General features: G+C 74.6%; 22 protein-coding genes. 13 read left to right on the top strand and 9 right to left on the bottom strand.

All coding sequences use genetic code 11. The annotated features are described in order from the left end of the window. The first annotated feature begins 12 nt into the window (after positions 1 to 12). Positions 13 to 1,119, top strand: a complete 1,107-nt coding sequence (locus ACFSHS_RS06815) for a phosphatidate cytidylyltransferase (protein ID WP_376873422.1) — start codon at positions 13 to 15, stop codon at positions 1,117 to 1,119. A gap of 67 nt (positions 1,120 to 1,186) precedes the next feature. Here ACFSHS_RS06815 and ACFSHS_RS06810 read toward each other — a convergent pair whose 3' ends face one another. From ACFSHS_RS06810 to ACFSHS_RS06790, 5 genes are all read right to left on the bottom strand, one after another. Beyond that, positions 1,187 to 2,293 carry a GNAT family N-acetyltransferase gene (locus ACFSHS_RS06810; RefSeq protein ID WP_376873420.1) on the bottom strand — a complete coding sequence of 369 codons (1,107 nt, stop codon included), beginning with the start codon at positions 2,291 to 2,293 and terminating at the stop codon, positions 1,187 to 1,189. A gap of 150 nt (positions 2,294 to 2,443) precedes the next feature. Next, positions 2,444 to 3,313: an alpha/beta fold hydrolase gene (locus ACFSHS_RS06805; RefSeq protein ID WP_376873418.1), complete on the bottom strand. Its 870-nt coding sequence runs from the start codon at positions 3,311 to 3,313 to the stop codon at positions 2,444 to 2,446. 103 nt (positions 3,314 to 3,416) lie between these two features. Next, positions 3,417 to 4,196, bottom strand: a complete 780-nt coding sequence (locus tag ACFSHS_RS06800; protein ID WP_376873416.1) for a polyphosphate kinase 2 family protein — start codon at positions 4,194 to 4,196, stop codon at positions 3,417 to 3,419. A 23-nt stretch (positions 4,197 to 4,219) separates the two neighbouring features. Further along, the gene (locus ACFSHS_RS06795) at positions 4,220 to 4,900 is read right to left on the bottom strand and encodes a response regulator (RefSeq protein WP_376873414.1); all 681 of its coding nucleotides are present in this window, start codon (positions 4,898 to 4,900) and stop codon (positions 4,220 to 4,222) included. Beyond that, positions 4,897 to 6,036 (bottom strand): sensor histidine kinase, encoded by a 1,140-nt coding sequence (locus tag ACFSHS_RS06790; RefSeq protein WP_376873410.1) that lies wholly within the window; start codon positions 6,034 to 6,036, stop codon positions 4,897 to 4,899. The genes ACFSHS_RS06795 and ACFSHS_RS06790 overlap by 4 nt, the downstream gene beginning before the upstream one ends. 139 nt (positions 6,037 to 6,175) lie before the next feature. On the opposite strand from ACFSHS_RS06790, the gene ACFSHS_RS06785 reads away from it, so the two are divergent. Continuing rightward, the gene (locus tag ACFSHS_RS06785) at positions 6,176 to 6,568 is read left to right on the top strand and encodes a hypothetical protein (RefSeq protein WP_376873408.1); all 393 of its coding nucleotides are present in this window, start codon (positions 6,176 to 6,178) and stop codon (positions 6,566 to 6,568) included. A gap of 80 nt (positions 6,569 to 6,648) precedes the next feature. Here ACFSHS_RS06785 and ACFSHS_RS06780 read toward each other — a convergent pair whose 3' ends face one another. Then, complete coding sequence (locus ACFSHS_RS06780) at positions 6,649 to 7,290, bottom strand: TrmH family RNA methyltransferase (RefSeq protein ID WP_376873406.1); 642 nt, start codon at positions 7,288 to 7,290, stop codon at positions 6,649 to 6,651. A 33-nt stretch (positions 7,291 to 7,323) separates the two neighbouring features. Between ACFSHS_RS06780 and rlmN the strand changes: the two genes are divergently transcribed. Beyond that, positions 7,324 to 8,511, top strand: coding sequence for a dual-specificity RNA methyltransferase RlmN (gene rlmN / locus ACFSHS_RS06775; protein ID WP_376873404.1), 1,188 nt, complete (start codon positions 7,324 to 7,326; stop codon positions 8,509 to 8,511). Continuing rightward, a complete protein-coding gene (locus tag ACFSHS_RS06770) occupies positions 8,508 to 9,218 on the top strand; it encodes a VIT1/CCC1 transporter family protein (protein WP_376873402.1) in 711 nt (236 codons plus the stop codon). The genes rlmN and ACFSHS_RS06770 overlap by 4 nt, the downstream gene beginning before the upstream one ends. A gap of 61 nt (positions 9,219 to 9,279) precedes the next feature. On the opposite strand, the gene ACFSHS_RS06765 is transcribed toward ACFSHS_RS06770, so the two are convergent. Next, positions 9,280 to 9,567: a DUF2631 domain-containing protein gene (locus tag ACFSHS_RS06765; RefSeq protein WP_376873400.1), complete on the bottom strand. Its 288-nt coding sequence runs from the start codon at positions 9,565 to 9,567 to the stop codon at positions 9,280 to 9,282. Between the two features lie 169 nt (positions 9,568 to 9,736). Here ACFSHS_RS06765 and dxr point away from each other — a divergent pair, with 169 nt between their 5' ends. The 5 genes from dxr to ACFSHS_RS06740 all read left to right on the top strand — a co-directional run bounded on the left by dxr (position 9,737) and on the right by ACFSHS_RS06740 (position 16,425). Next, entirely contained in the window at positions 9,737 to 10,936 is a 1,200-nt protein-coding gene (gene dxr, locus ACFSHS_RS06760; protein WP_376873398.1) for a 1-deoxy-D-xylulose-5-phosphate reductoisomerase, read from the top strand. Between the two features lie 13 nt (positions 10,937 to 10,949). After that, positions 10,950 to 12,317: a M50 family metallopeptidase gene (locus ACFSHS_RS06755; protein WP_376873600.1), complete on the top strand. Its 1,368-nt coding sequence runs from the start codon at positions 10,950 to 10,952 to the stop codon at positions 12,315 to 12,317. Between the two features lie 107 nt (positions 12,318 to 12,424). Then, positions 12,425 to 13,585: a flavodoxin-dependent (E)-4-hydroxy-3-methylbut-2-enyl-diphosphate synthase gene (gene ispG, locus ACFSHS_RS06750; RefSeq protein WP_376873396.1), complete on the top strand. Its 1,161-nt coding sequence runs from the start codon at positions 12,425 to 12,427 to the stop codon at positions 13,583 to 13,585. 20 nt (positions 13,586 to 13,605) lie between these two features. After that, the gene (locus ACFSHS_RS06745; RefSeq protein WP_376873394.1) at positions 13,606 to 14,457 is read left to right on the top strand and encodes a GNAT family N-acetyltransferase; all 852 of its coding nucleotides are present in this window, start codon (positions 13,606 to 13,608) and stop codon (positions 14,455 to 14,457) included. A 78-nt stretch (positions 14,458 to 14,535) separates the two neighbouring features. Continuing rightward, entirely contained in the window at positions 14,536 to 16,425 is a 1,890-nt protein-coding gene (locus ACFSHS_RS06740) for a penicillin-binding transpeptidase domain-containing protein (protein WP_376873392.1), read from the top strand. Positions 16,426 to 16,481: 56 nt separating this feature from the next. Here ACFSHS_RS06740 and ACFSHS_RS06735 read toward each other — a convergent pair whose 3' ends face one another. Beyond that, positions 16,482 to 16,952 carry a ferritin-like domain-containing protein gene (locus ACFSHS_RS06735; RefSeq protein WP_376873390.1) on the bottom strand — a complete coding sequence of 157 codons (471 nt, stop codon included), beginning with the start codon at positions 16,950 to 16,952 and terminating at the stop codon, positions 16,482 to 16,484. A gap of 12 nt (positions 16,953 to 16,964) precedes the next feature. Beyond that, positions 16,965 to 17,453 (bottom strand): hypothetical protein, encoded by a 489-nt coding sequence (locus ACFSHS_RS06730; protein ID WP_376873388.1) that lies wholly within the window; start codon positions 17,451 to 17,453, stop codon positions 16,965 to 16,967. A gap of 325 nt (positions 17,454 to 17,778) precedes the next feature. Here ACFSHS_RS06730 and rimP point away from each other — a divergent pair, with 325 nt between their 5' ends. The 4 genes from rimP to ACFSHS_RS06710 all read left to right on the top strand — a co-directional run. Continuing rightward, positions 17,779 to 18,450 carry a ribosome maturation factor RimP gene (gene rimP, locus ACFSHS_RS06725; protein ID WP_376873386.1) on the top strand — a complete coding sequence of 224 codons (672 nt, stop codon included), beginning with the start codon at positions 17,779 to 17,781 and terminating at the stop codon, positions 18,448 to 18,450. After that, positions 18,447 to 19,577 carry a transcription termination factor NusA gene (nusA, locus tag ACFSHS_RS06720; RefSeq protein WP_376873384.1) on the top strand — a complete coding sequence of 377 codons (1,131 nt, stop codon included), beginning with the start codon at positions 18,447 to 18,449 and terminating at the stop codon, positions 19,575 to 19,577. Before rimP ends, nusA begins: the two co-directional genes overlap by 4 nt. An 8-nt stretch (positions 19,578 to 19,585) precedes the next feature. Then, positions 19,586 to 19,894: a YlxR family protein gene (locus tag ACFSHS_RS06715; RefSeq protein WP_376873382.1), complete on the top strand. Its 309-nt coding sequence runs from the start codon at positions 19,586 to 19,588 to the stop codon at positions 19,892 to 19,894. A 173-nt stretch (positions 19,895 to 20,067) separates the two neighbouring features. Next, the coding region (locus tag ACFSHS_RS06710) for a translation initiation factor IF-2 N-terminal domain-containing protein (RefSeq protein ID WP_376873380.1) at positions 20,068 to 20,335 on the top strand (268 nt) is incomplete at its 3' end.

Here is a 20,335-nt window from a genome sequence, read left to right as displayed (position 1 = left end):
GCCCGTCCGCCCATGACCACCCCCTCCGCCGCCGACCGGCCCGGGACCTCCGGGCCGGGCACCGAGCGGTTGCCCCCCTACGGTCCGCGAGTGGACCGGTCGTCGGACACGCTCGGCCGGGCTCCGGCCCCGTGGCAGCCGCCGCCCGTCGCGTGGACGGGCCGGAAGGACGACGACACCGGGCCCGTGCCGATCGTCGGTGACCTGCCAGCGCCCCCGGCCCGCCCGACCGACCCTCCACCGCCGCCCCCCCAGTCCCCGCCGCTGCCCCCGGCGGTGGAGGAGCTGCCGACCACGGAGCGGCCCGCGGGCGGCCGGGCCGGCCGGAACCTCCGGGCCGCCATCGGGGTCGGCGTCGGCCTGGTCGCGCTCATCGTCGCGTCGCTGCTGCTGTGGCGGCCGGCGTTCCTCGCCGTGCTGGTCGCGGCGGTGCTCGTCGCGGTGTGGGAGCTCACCCGTGCCCTGCGGGCCGGCCGCTTCGACCCCCCGCTGGTCCCGTTGCTGGTGGGCTCCCTCGTCATGGAGGGCCTGGCCTGGAGCCGCGGGCCCACCGGACTCGTCGTCGGGTTCCTGCTCACCGCCCTCGCCGTCCTGCTCTGGCGGCTCGGCCACGGCCCGGTCGGCTACCTGCGGGACGCCGCGTCCGGCGTCCTCGTCGCCCTCTACGTGCCGCTGCTGGCCGGGTTCGCCGTCCTGCTGCTGGTCCCGGACGACGGGGCGGCACGGGTGCTGGCGTTCATCGCGACCGTCGTGGCCAGCGACGTCGGCGGCTACGCGGCCGGTGTCCTCTTCGGCAAGCACCCGATGGCACCGTCGATCAGCCCGAAGAAGTCCTGGGAGGGCATGGCCGGGTCGGTGACGGCCTGCATGCTCGTCGCCACCCCGTTCGTCGTGCTCTGGCTCGACGGCCCGTGGTGGGGCGGGCTGGTCTTCGGCGCCGCGCTGGCCGCCTCGGCGACGATCGGCGACCTGGGAGAGTCCCTGATCAAGCGGGACCTCGGGATCAAGGACATGGGCGACCTGCTGCCCGGCCACGGCGGGATCATGGACCGGCTGGACTCGCTCCTGCCGTCCGCGGCGGCCGCCTACCTGCTGCTGTCGGTGCTCGCGCCGCTCTGACCGAGGACCCCCTTGCCCCCCACCGCTCGCAGGCTCGCGGCGGGTCCCTGCAAGGGGGCCGCCCCAGCTACGCCGGGCGGCTGACGGACCAGGACGAGCCGACCGCCTCGAAACCGCGGCGTGCGTACCAGTGCCGCGGCCAGTCGTCGGCCGCCGCCTCCAGCACGACGAGGTCGCAGCCGGCCCCGGCGGCGACGGCCAGCGACCGGGCGAGGACGGCGTCGCCGTACCCCCGTCCCCGGGCCGGGGGATCGGTGAGCACGGAGTCCACGGCGGCGGTCGCGCCGTCGATGCGCAGCTGGCCGGCGGCCACCACGCGTCCATCCTCGCGGACGACGACGTCGTGCACGGCGACGACGCGGTCGTTGAGGTGCTCGCGGCCCACGAGCTGCGCCACGACGGCGTTCAGCTGCGGCCCCAGATCGGGGAGAGCGTCCCGCCACGATCGCTCCCAGAGCGGGTGCACGTCGCGCTGGTCCACCAGCTCGGCTCGCTCACCACCCGGCAGGGGCTCGGCCCCCCGGGCCATCAGGAGCAGCTCCTCGACCTCCCAGCCGCGTTCCGCCAGCTCCCCGGCGACCTCACCGGCTCCGGCCCACAGGAGTGCCGCCGCCCGGTGCGGCCACCCGGCGTCGGCCGCCATCTCGTCGGCGGTGGCCTCGATCGTCGCCGCGTCCACCGGCGCGGTGAGGACCAGCCGGTTGTTGTCCCGGGAGTGCGGGAAGCCGGGGTCGAGGACGGCCACGCCCCCCGGCACGTCCTCCACGCCGGCCGCCCGTCGCACCGGAAGAGAGGCGTAATAGGCCACGGCCCGCCCGAGGACGTCGTCCGGGGCCGGCAGCGGGGGCCGGGCCGGCGGACGGTACGGGACGACGGCCACCACGGCGCTCACCGGGAGCGGCCCGTACAGGTGCGGGAACAACCGGCCTCCCGGATCGGCGGGGACGCCTGGCTCGAAGCGGACCCGGTCGGTCAGCCGGGCCGGATCCACGACGAGCAGGACGAGATCGCGGCGGACGGGGTGGAGGGCCTTCGCTGGGACGTGCACCAGGTCGGGCGTGGACAGGTGCACGAAACCGACCGACGCCAGCGACGGCGGGCGGACGGCGCCGTCCGCCAGCGCCGCTCGCCACTGCGCGGGCTCGATCAGGTGCAGCAGCAGGTCCCCGGCCACGAGCAGGATCCTGCTGCACTGCCGCGGGCAGGAGTCACCCGACGCTGCCGTTCGCCGCGCTGCGCTCCTCCCGGGGCATTCCGACGGACGTGCCCTGTTCCGCGAGCGTGTGCCCACGGGGGGACGCATCGGCCGGCCGGCTGGGTCCGGTCAGGCGCCGCCGAGGACCTCACGCAGCCTCGCCGCGAACGCCTCCGGTTGGCCGGCGTAGCCGTGCTCGCCGCCGAGGAAGCCGCCGTGGTGGCTGGGGAACACCGTCAGCGGCTGGTCCAGCCCTCCGGCCAGCGCCTCGGCGGTGCGCCAGGTGACGGTGCCGCGCGACTCGGTCCCGGCCGCGATCACCACTCTGGTCGACGCCGCGGTCAGCGCCTCGAGGTCGGGGCGGTACGCGGTCACCGGCGCGGAGGCGCCGGAGAGGAGCGGGTCGTCCCGCGACCCGTCGTCCTCGGTGGGCAGGCCGAACCGGCCGGGGTCGGGCACCTCGAAGGAGTCGGGGAACTCGCCCTGCCACGAGGTGAGCGCGATGAAGCCGGCCATCCCGGCGCCGAAGCCCGACTCCTGGTAGGCGGTCAGGAACGCGCGCTCGGCCGCGAACGCCTGTTCCGCGTCGGGCAGGATGCCCAGCAGCGGGGGCTCGTGCGCCACGAGCGTGCGCACGTCACCCGGGTGGGCGGCCACCAGCGCGAGCGCGGTGACGGCTCCACCGCTGCTGGCGAACAGGTCCACCGGCCCGGCGCCGAGGGCCTCGACGAGCCGGTGCACGTCGTCGGCCTGCTGCTCGGGGTCGTGGTCGGTCCGGCCGTCGGTGCGCACGCTGCGACCCAGGCCGCGGGGGTCGTAGGTGACGACCGTGCGATCGGGGAAGAGGGAGGCGAGCGTGCCGAACCCGCTCGCGTCCATCGGCTGCCCGACCATGAGCAGCGGCGGCTGCCCGTCGGCCGGTGGCAGCGGCCCGTGGACGTCGTACGCCAGGCAGGCTCCCGGCACCTCGAGGGTGAGCGTCGACAGCACGGCGGTCATGGTGGTCTCCCGGGGCTCGTGGGTCCCTGTCTCTGTGGGTCCTTCTCTGTGGGTCCTTCTCCGTGGGTCCTTGCCACCTGCAGACGGCGCGTCCCCCGCGAATTCATCGCTCGCCGGGGAGGAGCGAGGGCGGGTCGGGGTCGATGCCCCGCGCCTCCAGCGCCGCCTCGATCGCCTCGACGACGGTGCGCACGACCGCCACCCGGGCCCATCGCTTGTCCTCGGCGGCGATCACGTGCCACGGCCCGGCCGGGTGGTCCGTGCGGTCGAGCATCTCCTCGACGGCTGCCTCGTAGGCGTCGCGCTTCTCCCGGTTGCGCCAGTCCTCCTCGGTGAGCTTCCACGCCTTGTAGGGGTTCGCCCGGCGCGACTCGAACCGGCGCAGCTGTTCCTCGGGGGAAAGGTGCATCCAGAACTTGACCAGGATCGTGCCCTCGGCGGCCAGCGTCGTCTCCAGGTCCACGATCTCGGAGTAGGCCCGCTGCCAGGCGTCGTCGGCGGCGAAGCCCTCGACCCGCTCGACCAGCACCCGGCCGTACCAGGTGCGGTCGAGGACGGCCATGCCGCCCCAGCCCGGCAGCACCGGCCAGAACCGCCAGAGGAAGTGGTGCCGCTTCTCGTCCGGGGTGGGCGCCGCGAACTGCGCCACGCGGACGTGCCGCGGGTCCAGCTCGCCGACCAGACGCTGGATGGCGCCACCCTTGCCCGAGGCGTCCCAGCCCTCGAACAGGACGCACAGCGGTGGCCCCAGCTGTCCCGGACCGATCTGGCCGCCGAGGAGCAGGCGCAGGTGCACCAGCCGCTGCTGGGCCGCCTCCAGCTGCTTCTTCCCCTCCTTCTTCGGCAGGCTGAGGGACAGATCGACGTCGGCGAGCCGGCTCATGGCCCGAGCCTGGCAGGCGGTGCTCAGCGTTGCGCGCGGGCGCCGGCCACGAGTCCCGACTCGTGCGCCAGCACGATCGCCTGCGCCCGGTCCCGCAGGTCCAGCTTGGCCAGGATGTGCCGCACGTGGCTCTTCACCGTCGCCAGGGAGATGAACAGCTCGGCCGCGATCTCGGGATTGGACCGGCCCGCCCCGACCAGGGCCAGGACGTCGCGCTCCCGCTCGCTGAGCACGGCCAGCCGGTCCGACGCCGCGGGGACCGGGGGCCGGCTCACGAAGGAGCTCACCAGCCGGGCCACGACGGACGGGGCCAGCGGCATCTCGCCCGCGGCGGCCGACCGCACCGCCGCGACGATCCGCTCGCCCCCGGCGTCCTTGAGCAGGTAGCCGGTCGCCCCCACCTGCAGCGCCCGGTAGGTGTGCTCCTCGCCCTCGAACGTGGTGAGGACGACGACGCGCGAGCGGGCCCCGGCCGCGACGATGCGCCGGGTCGCCTCGACGCCGTCCATCACGGGCATGCGCAGGTCCATGAGCACGACGTCCGGCCGGCGGTCGAGGACCAGTCGCACCGCCTCCGCGCCGTCCGCGGCCTCACCGATCACCTCGATGCCGGACAGCTCGAGGATCAGCCGGAGCCCGTCCCGGACGAGCGCCTGGTCGTCGACGAGGACGACGGTGAGCGGTGCCGCGGCCGGCTCGGTCACGGCGTCGTCCGCAGCGCGAGGGGCAGCCGGGCGGTGACCACGAATCCGTCGGCCGTCGGACCGGCGTCGAGCCGGCCACCCAGCGTGCGCACGCGCTCCCGCATCCCGGCCAGACCGTGGCCGCCGCCGGGGCCCGGACCCGCACCGCCGCCGGTGCTGAGGACCTCGACGCAGAGCGCGTCGGCGTCGGCGTCGACCCGCACGCGGACGGCCGAACCGGGCGCGTGCCGCCGGGCGTTGGTGAGCGACTCCTGGACGATCCGGTACACCGCCACCTGCAGGCTCTGCGGCACGGCGGCGGCCGGCGGCCGGAAGGCGAGCTCCACGTCCGTGCCCGCGGACCGCGCCCGTTCCACCAGCGCCGGCAGATCGGCAAGCCCGGGCTGCGGCCGCAGGTCGTCGTCCTCGCCGGCGGTCCGCAGCATGCCGACGACCCGCCGCATCTCGCTCAGTGCCTCGGCTGCCGACCGGCGGATGGCGGCCACCGGGGCGGCGGCCCGTTCCGGCGCCCGGGCCAGGGCCGCCGCCGCGGCGTCGGCCTGCAGGGCGATCACGGTCACCTCGTGACCGATGACGTCGTGCAGCTCGCGCGCGATGCGCGCCCGCTCCTCGGCCGCCGCGGCGCGCTCCGCGGCGGCCCGCTCCTGGACGAGCTGTCCGGTCAGTTCCCGCAGCCGGGCATTCTGCGCTCGCTGGTGGGCCACCAGGCGTCCGGCCGCGGCCGGGCCGGCGACCACGAGCGCCGAGCCGATGGCGGCCTGCCAGATCTCCGGCCCCAGCAGGGTGAGGACGACGCCGACGGCCACGCCGACGCCGCTGACCACGACCACCCGCCACAGCTCGGGCACGTACGCGCCGACCGAGTAGTACAGGACACCTGCGATCACGTAGCCGAGGAGCAGGTAGCCGTGGGGCGTCGGGACGATCCACACCGCCGTCCCGGCCAGCGCGGCGGTCGCCGGCGCCGTCCGGCGCCAGGCCAGCGGCACCGTGGACCCCAGCGCGACCACCACGGAGGCCACGGGTCCGGCGATCGGGGCGACCGCGACCTGGGCCAGCGACACGGCGAGGAAACCGGCCGCGAGCACGACGTCGGACCAGATCGGCAGGGCCGGACGGCGCCGCGACACGTCCACGAGCGGCAGCGTAGGGCCGCCGGGGCCGCCCGCCATCAGCCCGTGGGCTGATCGCAGGAACAGCCTCCGGGTCGATGTCGGTGGCGCCGCGTCTCCCTAGCGTTCCGGGCATCGATCCGGCTACGTCCAGGAGGAACCGATGACCACCACGGCAGTTCGGCCACCGACCCGGCGCGACCCCCTGCTGTACGGCACCCGCGCGCTGCTCGGTCTCTTCGGCGCCGTCAAGCTGTTCGGTACCGCGTACTTCCTCTTCTTCGCCACCGCCGAGCAGGGCGGTGACCCCGAGGGCCTCGCCGACTGGTCCGTCGGGATCTGGTCGACCCTGCTCGCGGTCGCGTACCTGGTCGCCGCCGCCCGGCTGGGGCGGGACCGCCGCGTGCTACCGGCGCTCGCGGCCGTGATCCTGGTCGACCTCGTCTTCAGCGTGGTCAAGCTGACGGTGTACGACGAGCCGGAGGCGGTCGGCTTCATGGCCGTGAGCCTGGTGATCATGGCCCTGCTGGCCGCGATCGCCCACCGGAACCGCTGACCCGGTTCGTGAGGCTCCGACGGTGTGCGGGCAGGCGCAGTTCCCGAGCCGGGGGCTGCGCATCCCCGCACACCGTCGCGTCACATCCCGTGCTGCCGGATCCATGCGTGCATCGCGATCCCGGCCGCCACCCCGGCGTTGATGGAGCGGGTGGAGCCGAACTGGGCGATCGAGAGCACCCAGTCGGCGGCGTCGCGGGCCTCGGCCGACAGACCGCTGCCCTCCTGACCGAACAGGAACACGCAGAACCTCGGGAGCTCGGCCGTCTCCAGCGGCCGGGCTCCCGGCAGGTTGTCCACGGCCAGCAGCGGCAGCCCGGCGTCACGGGCCCACGCCGCGAGAGCGACGACGTCCGCGTGGTGCCGGACGTGCTGGTAGCGGTCGGTGACCATCGCCCCGCGCCGGTTCCAGCGCTTCCTCCCGACGATGTGCACCGCCTCGGCCAGGAACGCGTTGGCGGTCCGGACGACCGTGCCGATGTTGAGGTCGTGCCGCCAGTTCTCGATGGCCACGTGGAAGGGGTGGCGGCGGCGGTCGAGGTCGGCGACGATCGCCTCGACGGTCCAGTAGCGGTAGCGGTCGACGACGTTGCGCCGGTCGCCGTGCGCCAGCAGCTCGGGGTCGTACCGGGGATCCTCGGGCCACGGACCCGGCCACGGCCCCACCCCGACCGTGTCGAGCACCGCCTCCGGCGGGGTGAGCTCTGTCTCGGCGTCCGTCACCCCGCGCACGCTAGTGGGACCATGGAGGGCGCCATGACTGCCCTCCCGCTCGTCTTCGACGCCCCGCGCCGGGGCATGCCCCCGCGCCACCTCGCCGACCTCACCCGCGGGGAGGCCCGCGCCGCGGTCACCGAGCTGGGGCACCCGGCCTTCCGCGCCGACCAGCTGGCACGCCACTTCTACCGCGGTGTGACCGATCCGGCGCTGATGACCGATCTGCCCGCCGACGCCCGCGAGGCGCTCACCGAGGCGCTGCTGCCCGGCCTGCTCACCGTCGTCCGGCACCAGACCGCCGACAACGGCCGCACCCGCAAGACGCTGTGGCGGCTGCACGACGGCGCGCTGGTCGAGAGCGTGCTCATGCGGTATCCCGACCGCGCGACGGTGTGCATCTCCAGCCAGGCCGGCTGCGGCATGGCGTGCCCCTTCTGCGCCACCGGCCAGAGCGGGCTGACCCGGAACCTGTCGGCCGCCGAGATCATCGGCCAGGCGGTCGCCGCCGCGGCGGCGATGGCGAACGGCGAGCTCGACGGCGGCCCGGGCCGGCTGTCCAACGTCGTCTTCATGGGGATGGGGGAGCCGCTGGCCAACTACGCCCGCGTCCGCAAGACCCTCGACGCGCTGCTCACCCCGGCCCCCCACGGGCTCGGCCTGTCGCAGCGGTCGGTCACGGTGTCCACCGTCGGGCTCGTGCCGGCGATCCGGCGGCTCACCGAGGAGGGCCGCAACGTGACCCTCGCCGTCAGCCTGCACGCGCCCGACGACGAGCTCCGCGACACCCTCGTGCCGATCAACACGCGGTGGAAGGTCGGCGAGGTCATCGAGGCCGCCGACGCCTATGCGCGGAAGACCGGCCGTCGTTACTCCGTCGAGTACGCGCTGATCCGCGACGTCAACGACCAGCCGTTCCGGGCCGACCTGCTGGGGCGACTGCTCGCGGGCCGGCTCGCGCACGTCAACCTGATCCCGCTCAACCCCACGCCGGGCAGCCCCTGGGACGCCAGCCCGCTGCCGGCCCAGCGGGAGTTCGTCGCGCGGCTGCGCACCGCCGGCATCCCGACGACGGTCCGCGACACCCGCGGGCAGGAGATCGACGGCGCCTGCGGTCAGCTGGCCGCGGCCGACCGGGTCGAGGGCCTGCCCGCCGTGGCGCTGCCCACGCCGCAGCTGGAGCCGCCGGTCCCGCTCGGCGAGGAGGCGGACCAGGCGGACGGGGCGTGACCACCACCGACGCCGAGGCGCACGAGCACAGCCACGCCGACGTCTCGGGGGGCTGGCTGCGCGCGGCGGTGTTCGGCGCGATGGACGGCCTGGTGACCAACACCGCCCTCGTGGCGGGTGTCGGCGGTGGCGGAGCGGCCCCGCGGGCGATCGTCCTCGCCGGCGTGGCCAGCCTGGTGGCCGGCGCCATCTCCATGGCGCTGGGGGAGTACACGTCGGTCAGGACGCAGAACGAGCAGCTCGACCTCGAGGTGGAGAAGGAGCGCCGGGAGCTGGAGCGCAATCCCGCCGGCGAGCTCGCCGAGCTCGTCCAGATGCTGCGGGTGCGGGGCGTCGACGAGCACCTCGCCCGCGACGTCGCCGTCCAGCTCTCGCGCGACCCGGAGACGGCTCTGCGGTTGCACGTCGTCGCCGAGCTCGGCGTCAGCCCCGAGGACAAGCCGTCGCCGACGACGGCGGCGGTCAGCTCGTTCCTGACCTTCGGCACCGGCGCCCTCCTGCCGCTGCTGCCCTACCTGTTCGGCATCTCGCTGCTGTGGGTGGCGCTGCTCTGCGGGGGCCTGGGGCTGCTGGCCGCCGGAGCGCTGTCGGCCCGCTTCACCCCGCGGCCGTGGTGGTACGCCGGGCTGCGGCAGCTGCTGTTCGGGGCCGCGGCGGCCGGAGTCACCTACGCGATCGGTGCGGCGATCGGCGTCGCCGTCGCGTGAGCAAGGACCTCCTCCTCCCCACCCCCTCGCGAGCTCGGGGCGGTGCCCGGGAGGAGGCCGCTCAGCGGCTGCGCCAGGCGTTCTTCCGCCGGCGGATGTCCCACAGCAGGATGAGGACGATCACCAGGGCGATGCCGAGGATCCACAGGTCCTCCATCCGGCCTTCGTGGTTGCCGACCAGGTAGCTCAGCAGGACCAGGACCGAGATCCACGCGCCGATGCGGCCCTTCCTGCCGGTCTCGCCGTGCCAGCCCCAGTCCTCGGGACGCTCGTGCTCGACGGGGTGGGCGCCGACGCGGACGACGGCTTCCTCGCGACCAGGCTGGTTGACCCGCTGCGTGTCACTCACGCCGACATTCTGGCAGGAGGGGCGGCCGGACACCGGCCGAGGTGGCCGACCGACGGCGCGCCGCCCGCTCGGGGAGGATGCAGGACGTGAGCGGACAGGGTCGTGAGCATCGCAGCGAGCGCCGGCGAGCGAGGAGCGGAGCGTCCCGCGGGAGCGGACCGGAGGCATCGTGAGTCCACCCCGTCGCATCACCCTGCTCGGCTCCACCGGCTCGATCGGCCGGCAGGCGATCGCGGTGGCGCAGCAGAACCCCGAACGGCTGCGCATCACCGGCCTGGCCGCCGGAGGAGGCGACGTCGGACTGCTGGCCGAGCAGGCGCTGGCCCTCGGCGTCCGCACCGTCGCCGTCGCGCGTGCGACGGCGGCCCAGGACCTGCAGCTGGCGTTCTACGCGGCCGCCTCGAAGCGGGGCTGGGCAAAGGGTGAGTACGCCCTGCCGGAGATCCTGGCCGGACCGCGCGCCGCCGAGGAGCTCGCGGCCCGGCCGGCCGACGTCGTCCTCAACGGCATCACCGGCTCGATCGGGTTGCGGCCGACGCTGTCGGCGCTCCGGGCGGGGCACACGGTCGCGCTGGCCAACAAGGAGTCGCTGATCGCCGGGGGCGCGCTGGTGACCGGTGCGGCGGCGCCCGGTCAGCTGGTACCCGTCGACTCCGAGCACTCGGCGCTGGCCCAGTGCCTGCGCGGCGGCGCGCGGAGCGAGGTGGCCCGCCTGGTGCTGACCGCCAGCGGGGGCCCCTTCCGCGGCCGCACGGCCGAGCAGCTGGCCGGCGTGACCGTCGAGGAGGCGATGGCCCACCCCACCTGGGACATGGGCCCGGTGATCACCATCAACTCCGCGACCCTGGTGAACAAGGGCCTGGAGCTGATCGAGGCGCACCTGCTGTTCGACGTCCCGTACGCCGACATCGACGTCGTGGTCCACCCGCAGTCGATCGTCCACTCGATGGTGACGTTCGCCGACGGGGCCACCATCGCCCAGGCCAGCCCGCCCGACATGCGCCTGCCCATCGCCCTCGCGCTGGCCTGGCCGGAGCGGCTGCCCGACGTCCAGCCCGCCCTGGACTGGTCGACCGGCAGCACGTGGGAGTTCGCGCCGCTGGACGAGGTGGCCTTCCCGGCGGTCCGGCTGGCCCGGCTGGCCGGCGAGGCGGGGGGTGTCGTCCCGGCGCTGTACAACGCCGCCAACGAGGAGGCGGTCGCCGCCTTCGTGGCCGGTCGCCTGTCGTTCCGGGGCATCGTCGATCTCGTCGCGCGTACCCTCGACGAGGCGCCGGACCTCGGCGCCCCCACCTGCGTCGAGGACGTCCTGGCGGCGGAGAAGTGGGCCCGGGAGCACGCCCGGGGGGTCATCGGCCAGGGAACATGACGGAGGGCCTGAACTGAGCGGGATCCTGCTGACACTCCTCGGGATCGTCGCCTTCGCGATCGGCCTGCTGTTCTCGATCGCCTTCCACGAGGCCGGCCACTTCTACTGGGCCCGCAGGTTCGGCATGCGGGTGCCCCAGTTCATGGTCGGGTTCGGCCCGACGATCTGGTCCCGGACGCGCGGCGAGACCGAGTACGGCGTCAAGGCGATCCCCCTGGGCGGCTACATCCGCATCGTCGGCATGATCCCGCCCGCCGAGGAGGGCGAGAGCAAGCGCGCCACGCGCATGCGCAGCTTCATCGCAGAGGTGCGCGGCCAGGCGCTCAACGACGTCCTCCCCACCGACGGCGACCGCGTCTTCTACAAGAAGCCCTGGTGGCAGCGCGTCATCGTGATGTTCGCCGGGCCGTTCCACAACCTGGTGCTCGCGGTCGTGTTCTTCACGATCACCCTCACCGCGATCGGCACCAACGTCATCACCACCCAGATCGAGTCGGTGCCCGCCTGCGTGCTGCCCGCGGGCGCCGAGACCGCCGACGCCGACGACCCGTGCTCGGTCCCGATCACCGCGCAGGGGCAGGAGTGCGCCGCGGGCGCGGCCGGGTGCGCCCTCCCGGAGCGCAGCCCCGCCGCGAAGGCGGGCCTGCGACCCGGGGACACCATCGTGGCGATCGACGGCGACCCGCTCGAGCCGACCGACCACGCCAGCTGGGCGGCGGTGCAGGAGGCCATCCGCACCAGTCCGGGGGAGCCGATCGAGCTGACGATCGAGCGGGACGGCGAACGGCGCGACCTGACGGTCACGCCGATCCCGAACACCGTCTACGTCGAGGCGGGCAGCGACGAGACGACGACGGCCGGGTATCTCGGTGTCAGCCCCGTGTTCGGGTTCGCCCGTCAGGACGTCGCCGACCTGCCCGGGTACTTCGGCATGGTCGTCGTCCACTCCGTCGAGCGGCTGGTGGAGATCCCGGAGAAGATCCCGCAGCTGTTCCGCGCGGCCTTCCTGGGCGAGGAACGCGACGAGAACGGCCCCATCGGCGTCGTCGGCGTCGGCCGCATCTCCGGCGAGGCGTTCGCCCTGGAACAGCTCACCGGCCTGGAGAAGCTCAGCTTCTTCCTCAGCCTGCTGGCCAGCGTCAACCTCGTGCTGTTCCTGTTCAACCTGCTGCCGATCTACCCCCTGGACGGCGGGCACATCGCCGGGGCGCTCTACGAGAAGGCGCGGTCGACCGTCGCCCGCCTGCGCGGCAGGCCCGACCCGGGTCCCTTCGACATCGCCCGGCTGATGCCGGTGGCCTACGTGGTGGCCGGGATCTTCATCGCCCTCTCGGCACTGCTGTTCGTCGCCGACATCGTCAACCCGATCACCCTGGGCTGAACGGCCCCTGCAGGGTCCCGCCGCGAGCGTGGGAGCGGTGCGGCAGGGGGTCCTTGATCACAGCCGCGCGACCGGCATCGACCGCCACGCAGGGGATACTGGCTCTCATGGCGATCCCCGTCGGTCTCGGCATGCCCGCTGCACCTCCGCCCGTCCTCGCACCCCGCCGGAAGACCCGGCAGCTCGACGTGGGAGGGGTGGGTGTCGGCAGCGACTTCCCGGTCAGCGTGCAGTCGATGTGCACGACCAAGACGGCGGACATCAACGCGACACTGCAGCAGATCGCCGAGCTGACCGCCTCCGGCTGCCAGATCGTGCGGGTCGCCGTGCCCGACACCGACGACGCCGAGGCGCTGCCGATCATCGCGAGGAAGTCGCAGATCCCGGTGATCGCCGACATCCACTTCCAGCCGCGGTACGTGTTCGCCGCCATCGACGCCGGCTGCGCCGCCGTCCGGGTGAACCCCGGCAACATCAAGAAGTTCGACGACAAGGTCGGCGAGATCGCGAGGGCGGCGAAGGACGCCGGGACCCCCATCCGCATCGGTGTCAACGCCGGCTCGCTCGACAAGCGCCTGCTCGCCAAGTACGGCAAGGCCACCCCGGAGGCGCTGGTGGAGTCCGCGCTCTGGGAGTGCTCGCTGTTCGAGGAGCACGACTTCCGCGACATCAAGATCTCGGTCAAGCACAACGATCCCGTGGTCATGGTGCGTGCCTACGAGCTCCTGGCCGCGCAGTGCGACTACCCCCTGCACCTGGGCGTGACCGAGGCCGGCCCCGCGTTCCAGGGCACCATCAAGTCCGCGGTCGCCTTCGGCGCGCTGCTGTCGCAGGGCATCGGCGACACGATCCGCGTCTCGCTCTCGGCCCCTCCGGTCGAGGAGGTGAAGGTCGGCACCCAGATCCTGGAGTCGCTGAACCTCCGCCGGCGCGGCCTCGAGATCGTCAGCTGCCCGTCGTGCGGGCGCGCGCAGGTCGACGTCTACAAGCTGGCCGACGAGGTCACCGCCGGGCTGGAGGGCATGGAGGTGCCGCTCCGCGTCGCCGTCATGGGTTGCGTCGTCAACGGTCCCGGCGAGGCCCGGGAGGCCGACCTGGGCGTGGCCTCCGGCAACGGGAAGGGGCAGATCTTCGTCAAGGGGGAGGTCGTGAAGACCGTGCCCGAGTCGCAGATCGTGGAGACCCTCATCGAGGAGGCCATGCGCATAGCGGCCGAGCAGGTCGACGGCGGCGTCCCGTCCGGGCCGCCCGTCGTCACCGTCAGCTGACCGCGTCCCGCGAGGTCTCCGTGCTCCGTGCGCTGACCGCCCGCGTCCTGGACGAGGGCGACGAACCGGCCGTGCACCGGCTGCTGGCCACCGATCCGGTCGGCGCGTGCGTCCTCGCGGGGCGGGTGGAGGCGGCGGGCACCGCGCCCGCGTCCCTCGGCGCCCCGCTGTGGGGGTTCGGCAGCGGGAACGAGCTGGAGGCCGTTTGCCTCGCCGGGGCCAACCTCATCCCGTTCGCCCTCCCCGGCGCCGAGCGCGCCGCGGCCGCCGCGTTCGCCGAACGGGCCCGGCGGGCCGGGCGTCGCTGCTCGACGATCGTCGGCCCCGCCGCCTCGGTCGCACCGCTGTGGGACCTGCTGGCCCCGTACTGGGGCCCGGCCCGCGACCACCGGCCGCGCCAGCCCCTCATGGCCATCGACGGACCGCCCGCAGTGCCCCCCGAGCCACGGGTCCGGCCGGTTCGCCCGGCCGAGCTCGACACCCTGCTCCCCGCCGCCGTGGCGATGTTCACCGAGGAGGTGGGCGTCAGCCCGCTGCGCGTCGACGGTGGTGCCGGCTACCGCGCCCGGGTCGCCGAACTGGTGCGCGCCGGCCAGTCGCTGGCCTGGATCGAGGGCGGCGAGGTGCTGTTCAAGGCCGAGATCGGCGCCGTCTGCCGCGCCGCCTGCCAGGTGCAGGGGGTGTGGGTGGCACCGGCCCACCGGGGCCGCGGCATCGGGACGGCGGGTACCGCGGCGGTCGTGGAGTACGCCCGCACGGCGATCGCACCCGTCGTCAGCCTCTACGTGAACGACTTCAACACCGCCGCCCGCGCCGCCTACCGCCGCGTCGGGTTCCAGGAGGTCGGGCAGTACGCCAGCGTGCTGTTCTGAGCGGCCCCGTCCGGGCGCTCGCGTCGAGCGCAGCGAGGCGCGAGGGGGACGGGATCCTGTCTCTGACACCCTGTCCGGGTGCGGGAACGGACTGGACCTCTTGCGACGGCGCTGCTGCTGACCCTTCCGCTCCTCGGCGCCTGCTCCGGCAGCTCCGAGGACGACGTGCGAGCGGCGGCGGAGACCTTCCTCGACGCGTGGGCCGGCGGGGACACCGCCGCGGCCGCGGCGGCGACCACCGACCCGGACGCGGCCACGGAGCTGCTGGAGCGGACCGCGACGGACCTGCCGGACGCCGTGCTCACGGCCGAGCTGGGCACGGTGACCGTCGATGACGGCACGGCCACCGTCGACTGGACCGCCACCTGGAACCTGGCGGCCGCTCCGGAGTGGACCTACGACGCCACGCTCCTCCTGGAGGAGGGCGAGGACGACTGGCAGGTCGTGGCCGACCCCACCGTGGTGCACCCCGAGCTGGGGCCGGGGCAGCACCTCGAGCTCACCCGAACCCTCCCCGACCGGGCACCGATCACCGACGCCGCGGGAGCGCCGCTGTTCACGCCGACCGAGGTGGTCGACGTCGGCGTCGACCCCGCACAGGTGACCGACCTCCCGTCGCTGGCCGCCGACCTGTCCGCGGCCACCGGCATCGCGGCCGAGGAGATCGTCGCCGACGTCCAGGCCGCGCCCGAGGGTCAGTTCGTGCCGGTGATCACGCTGCGCCGGCCCGATTTCGAGGCGATCCGGGCCCAGGTCTTCGACCTGCCCGGCGCGGTCTTCCCGACCGACACACGCCTCCTGGCGCCCACCGCCCGCTTCGCCGCCGCCCTGCTCGGGCGCGTCGGAGCGGCCACGGAGGAGGTGATCGAGGAATCCCAGGACGAGGACGGCGCCCCGCGCTACGCCGCCGGCGACCAGCTGGGCCTCTCCGGGCTGCAGCGCGCCTTCCAGGAGCAGCTCGCCGGCACGCCCGGTTTCACCGTGTCGGTGGTGAGCACCGACGAGGGCACCGCCGACGAGGGGCTGCAGATCGCCGCCGTCGAACCGCGGCCCGGCACGCCGGTGCAGACCCCGCTGGTCCCCGCCCTGCAGAACGCCGCGGACGCCGCCGTGGCGGGGCAGCAGCTGCCGACCCACCTGGTCGTCGTGCGCCCGGGCACCGGCGAGATCCTGGCCGTGTCGTCCAACGAGGCGGCCGACCCCAGCAACGCCCTGAGCGGCCGGTTCCCGCCCGGTTCGAGCTTCAAGGCGATCACCGCGACGGCGCTGCTGTCGACCGGCACGCTCGGTCCGGACACCTCCGTGCCGTGCCCGGGGACGACGACCGTCGAGGGCCGCGAGTTCGAGAACCAGGACCAGTTCGACCTCGGCACGGTGCCGTTCACCGAGAGCTTCGCCCAGTCGTGCAACACCACCTTCATCCAGCAGGCCCTGCAGCTGCCCGACGGGGCGCTGGCCGAGGCGGCGTCGTCCTACGGCGTCGGCGCGGAGTGGGACCTCCCCGTCGGCATCTTCAGCGGCAGCGTGCCGAGCGACAGCACCGGCACGACCAAGGCCGCGAACGCCATCGGCCAGGGCGAGGTGCTGATGAGCCCCGCCCAGCTGGCCCTCGTGGCGGCGGGGATCGCCGGCGGCACCCCGGCCGCGCCGGTCGAGGTGGTCGGCGGGGAGGCCGCCGGTCCGGCGCCCGCCGGTCCGGGACAGGCGGTGCTCGACGCGCTGCGCCCGCTCATGCGCCAGGTGGTGCTGTCGGGAACCGCGACGGCGCTGGCCGACCGGGGCGACGTGTACGGGAAGACGGGGACGGCCGAGTACGGCAGCAACACCCCGCCGGACGCACACGGCTGGTTCATGGGCTACCAGCTCGGCGGACCCCAGGGCGACGTCGCCTTCGCCGTCCTCGTCGAGGGCGGGCAGTCCAGCAGCGTCGCGGTCGGTGTCACGGACGCCTTCCTCGGCAGTCTCTGAGCGCGGCCCGTCCCGAGCTCGCGAGCACCGGGGAGGACGGGTCCTTCGGGGACCTTCTACTGGGGCAGGCCCGGGAAGGCGCGGGTCACCGGCGTCTGGCCGGCGGTGGTCCGCCACCCGACGGCCCGGACCTCCGTGGCGGTGAGGGCGCCCACCGCCAGCTCGCGGGTGCTGCGCTCGACGGCCTGGTCGAGCACCCGCACCCACGCCGCCGCGACCCCGTCCTCCAGGACCACGGCCAGCGCCGCGGCGTCGGTCGCCGACAGGACCGGGAAGGGCAGGGCGTAGGCCCCCTGCGCACCCACCGGGTCGACGCCGCGCTCGCTGAGCAGGCCGGCGACCTGGTCACGGACGTCGCGGTGCGCGGTCTCCGAGGCCGCCGCGAGCCCCTGGGCGCCGGCGTCCAGCGCTGCCCCCACGACGCCGTATCCCCACACGGCGGCGTGCTCCGCCGCCAGCGCCTCGCCGAGTGCCGTGTTCTCGGTCCGCTCGTCCAGGGCGCCCGGGTCGGAACTGTCGTCAGCCATCGTGCGACCCCGTCATGCCAGTCTCCCGTCCTGCCCGGCGAGCCCCGCGGCGATCGATCCCAGCAACGCCGCGCGCGCACCGGACTGGTCCAGGCACGCGGTGGCGTGCGAGCTCGCCGCCAGCGCGACCTGCTCGCGCAGCCAGGCCCGGGTCGCCGGCGCCGGCGGAGCCCCGCCCGCCGCGGATGACGGCGCCGCCGAGCTGCCCGGCGCGGCCGCCCGGAGGCGGGCGAGCTGCTCGTCGGCCTGCGCGGCGAGATCGGAGACCTCCGCGGCGAGTGCCGGGTCGGCCGCACCCGCCGCGACGAAGGCGGACACCAGCCCCTCCTGCACCGCCACCTGGGCGGTCAGCTCGTCGGCCTGCTCGCCGGTGACCTTCTCCCGTTCGTCGGCCGACGACGAGGTGCACCCGGTGGCCAGGACGGCCAGCCCCGCCGCGGAGGCGGCCAGCAGGGTGCGCCGGGAGAAGCCCGGCGGGCCGGACGCGAGAGGAGGGGACATCGCCGCCATTCTCGCAGCCGGAACGCCACCGGGCCGGTAGTGCTACCCAGGCGCGTCCACGCCGGTCCCGGCCAGATCGTGCGTCCCTCCGGTCCCACCCGCGGCGGCGGTGTCCGAGGCTCGCCGTCACCACCGGCCCCCGGCGGGCCGATGCCGGTCGTTCCCCGCGGGCTCCCGGTGCGCGGTCCGGAGGCCGCCGCGAGGGCGGTAGCCTGACCTCTTCCCCTCCACACGGGCCCGACCAGCGCCGAAGGGCGGCCGGCGCCGGACCGGAGGGGCATGGCGGACCGCACCGCGCGGTCGCTCGAGCCCGGAGGAGGAGACCGTGTCCACCTCTCACGGCAACCAGCGCACCGATCCGTCGACCGCCCGGCTGACGGGCTGGATCGAGCCGGTCGTGAGTGCGGCCGGCTACGACCTGGAGGAACTCGTCGTCACCCCTGCCGGGCGGCGCAGCGTCGTCCGGGTCGTGGTGGACCGCGACGAGGGGGTGACCCTCGACGATATCGCCGAGGTCAGCCGGGCGGTCTCGGAGGTGCTCGACCGCAACGACGACGGCATGGGCCGTGCGCCGTACGTGCTGGAGGTGACCAGCCCGGGGGTGGACCGGCCGCTGACCGAGCACCGGCACTGGCGGCGCAACATCGGCCGCCTGGTGACCGTCGCCGTCGGTCCGGCCGGGCACACCGCCGAGATCACCGGTCGCGTCACCGCGGTCGACGGCACGGGGGTGACCCTCGCCGTCCAGGCGCCGGGCAAGCCCGGCGCGAAGAAGCGGCCGCCCGCACCCCGGCAGGTGCCGTGGCACGAGCTGGGCAAGGGCCGGGTACAGGTGGAGTTCGGGCGGAGCGGGCCGGGCGAGGGCGCAGCCGACGACCACCTCGACGACCACGCGACGGACGACGACCTGTACGACGAGCTGTCCGACGATCCGGACCTCGCCGACGACGACATCGAGCCGGGCGGCACCCCGCAGGCGCGAGGAGGAGCACAGTGAACATCGACGTCACCGCGCTCAAGGCGGTGGAGCGGGAGAAGGGCATCCCCGCCGACACGGTGATCGAGGCCATCGAGACCGCGCTCGTGACGGCGTACCGGCACGCCGACGGCGCGGCCAAGCACGTGCGCGTGCACGTCGACCGCAAGAGCGGGGAGGTCGCCGTGCTGGCCCAGGAGCTGGGCCCAGGCGGCGAGGTCGTCCGAGAGTGGGACGACACCCCCTCCGACTTCGGTCGGATCGCGGCCAGCACCGCCAAGCAGGTCATCGTCCAGCGGTTGCGCGACGCCGAGCACGAGCAGACCTTCGGCGAGTACGCCGGCAAGGAAGGCGACATCGTGAGCGGCATCGTGCAGGCGCACGACCGCCGCAACGTGCAGGGCACCGTGCTGATCGACATCGGCAAGGTGGAGGCCGTCCTCCCGCCGACCGAGCAGGTGCCGGGGGAGAGCTACCCGCACGGCAGCCGGCTGCGGGCCTACGTCGTCTCGGTCGCGCGCACGTTCCGCGGCCCGCAGGTGACCGTGTCGCGCACCCACCCGAACCTGGTCCGCAAGCTGTTCGCCCTGGAGGTCCCCGAGATCGCCGATGGCAGCGTCGAGATCGTCGCGGTGGCCCGCGAGGCCGGGCACCGCTCGAAGATCGCCGTCCGTACCAAGGTGCCGGGGCTCAACGCCAAGGGCGCCTGCATCGGGCCCATGGGGCAGCGCGTGCGCAACGTTATGAGCGAACTGCACGGCGAGAAGATCGACATCGTCGACTGGTCCGACGACCCCGCCACCTTCGTGGCCTCGGCGCTCAGCCCGGCCCGGGTCACCACCGCGCGCGTGGTCGACCCTCAGGCCAAGGCCGTCCGGGTGATCGTGCCCGACTACCAGCTGTCGCTGGCCATCGGCAAGGAGGGGCAGAACGCCCGCCTCGCGGCCCGGCTCACCGGCTGCCGGATCGACATCCGCAGTGACGCCCAGCCCGACGACGACACCGCCACCCCCTCGCCCGGGGTGGGCCGGCCGCCGCTGCGGTCGGGCGCGCCGGCGGGCGCTGAAGGTCGTCCACCCGCCCATCGTCCAGCGGCGCACCGCCCGCCGCCCCGACGCGCGGAACATCCCGGCCCCGCCACGCGCTAGAGTGCAGGGTGGTCGAAACGTCGGAACCGGTGCGCACCTGTGTGGGGTGCCGGCAACGCGCTCCGGCCAGTGATCTGCTGCGTGTCGTCGTCCGTTCCGGGGCTCTGGTCCCGGATCCGCGGCGGCGGCTCCCCGGAAGGGGAGCGTCGGTGCACCCCACCCCGGAGTGCCTGCACGCAGCGGAGCGACGCCGGGCCTTCACCCGGGCGCTGCGCCTCCCGGGGGGCAGCGGCCCGTTGGAGGTCGGTCCGCTCCGTGCCCACGTCCTCGGCTCCTCCCCGGAGCAGCCGGGCGCGCGGGCCGGGACGGGCGAGTGACCGCGGCCGTGCCGCGGTCACGCCAGACAGTTCTCAGTCGGACCGGCACCAGGCCGGTCCGCATGTCGACAGGACACCTTCGGATGAGTCAGCCGTGAAGTTCCCACGATGACCATGCACCACTAACGACGAGGTCGAGCGGGCAAGCCGCCGGCCTCAGCAAGAGGAGACCCGTGCCAGGCAAAGCCCGCGTACACGAACTCGCCAAGGAGTTCGGTGTCGACAGCAAGACCGTGCTCGCCAAGCTCAAGGAGCAGGGCGAGTTCGTGAAGTCCGCCTCCTCCACTGTCGAGGCCCCCGTGGCCCGGCGGCTCCGGGAGGCTCTCGGCAGCAGCGCCGGCAACGGCACCGCCGCCCCGAAGCCGGCCCCGCGCCCGAGTGCGCCCGCACCCGCCGCCCCGGCTCCGAGCGCGCCGGCCCAGCAGCCGGCCAGCCCCGTTC

It is taken from the genome of Blastococcus deserti, from assembly GCF_042682525.1.
In the GTDB taxonomy this organism is placed as follows: Bacteria; Actinomycetota; Actinomycetes; order Mycobacteriales; family Geodermatophilaceae; genus Blastococcus_B; species Blastococcus_B deserti.
The sequence above is the reverse complement of the archived record's forward strand: the minus strand, read 5'-3'. Positions and strand labels throughout refer to the sequence as shown.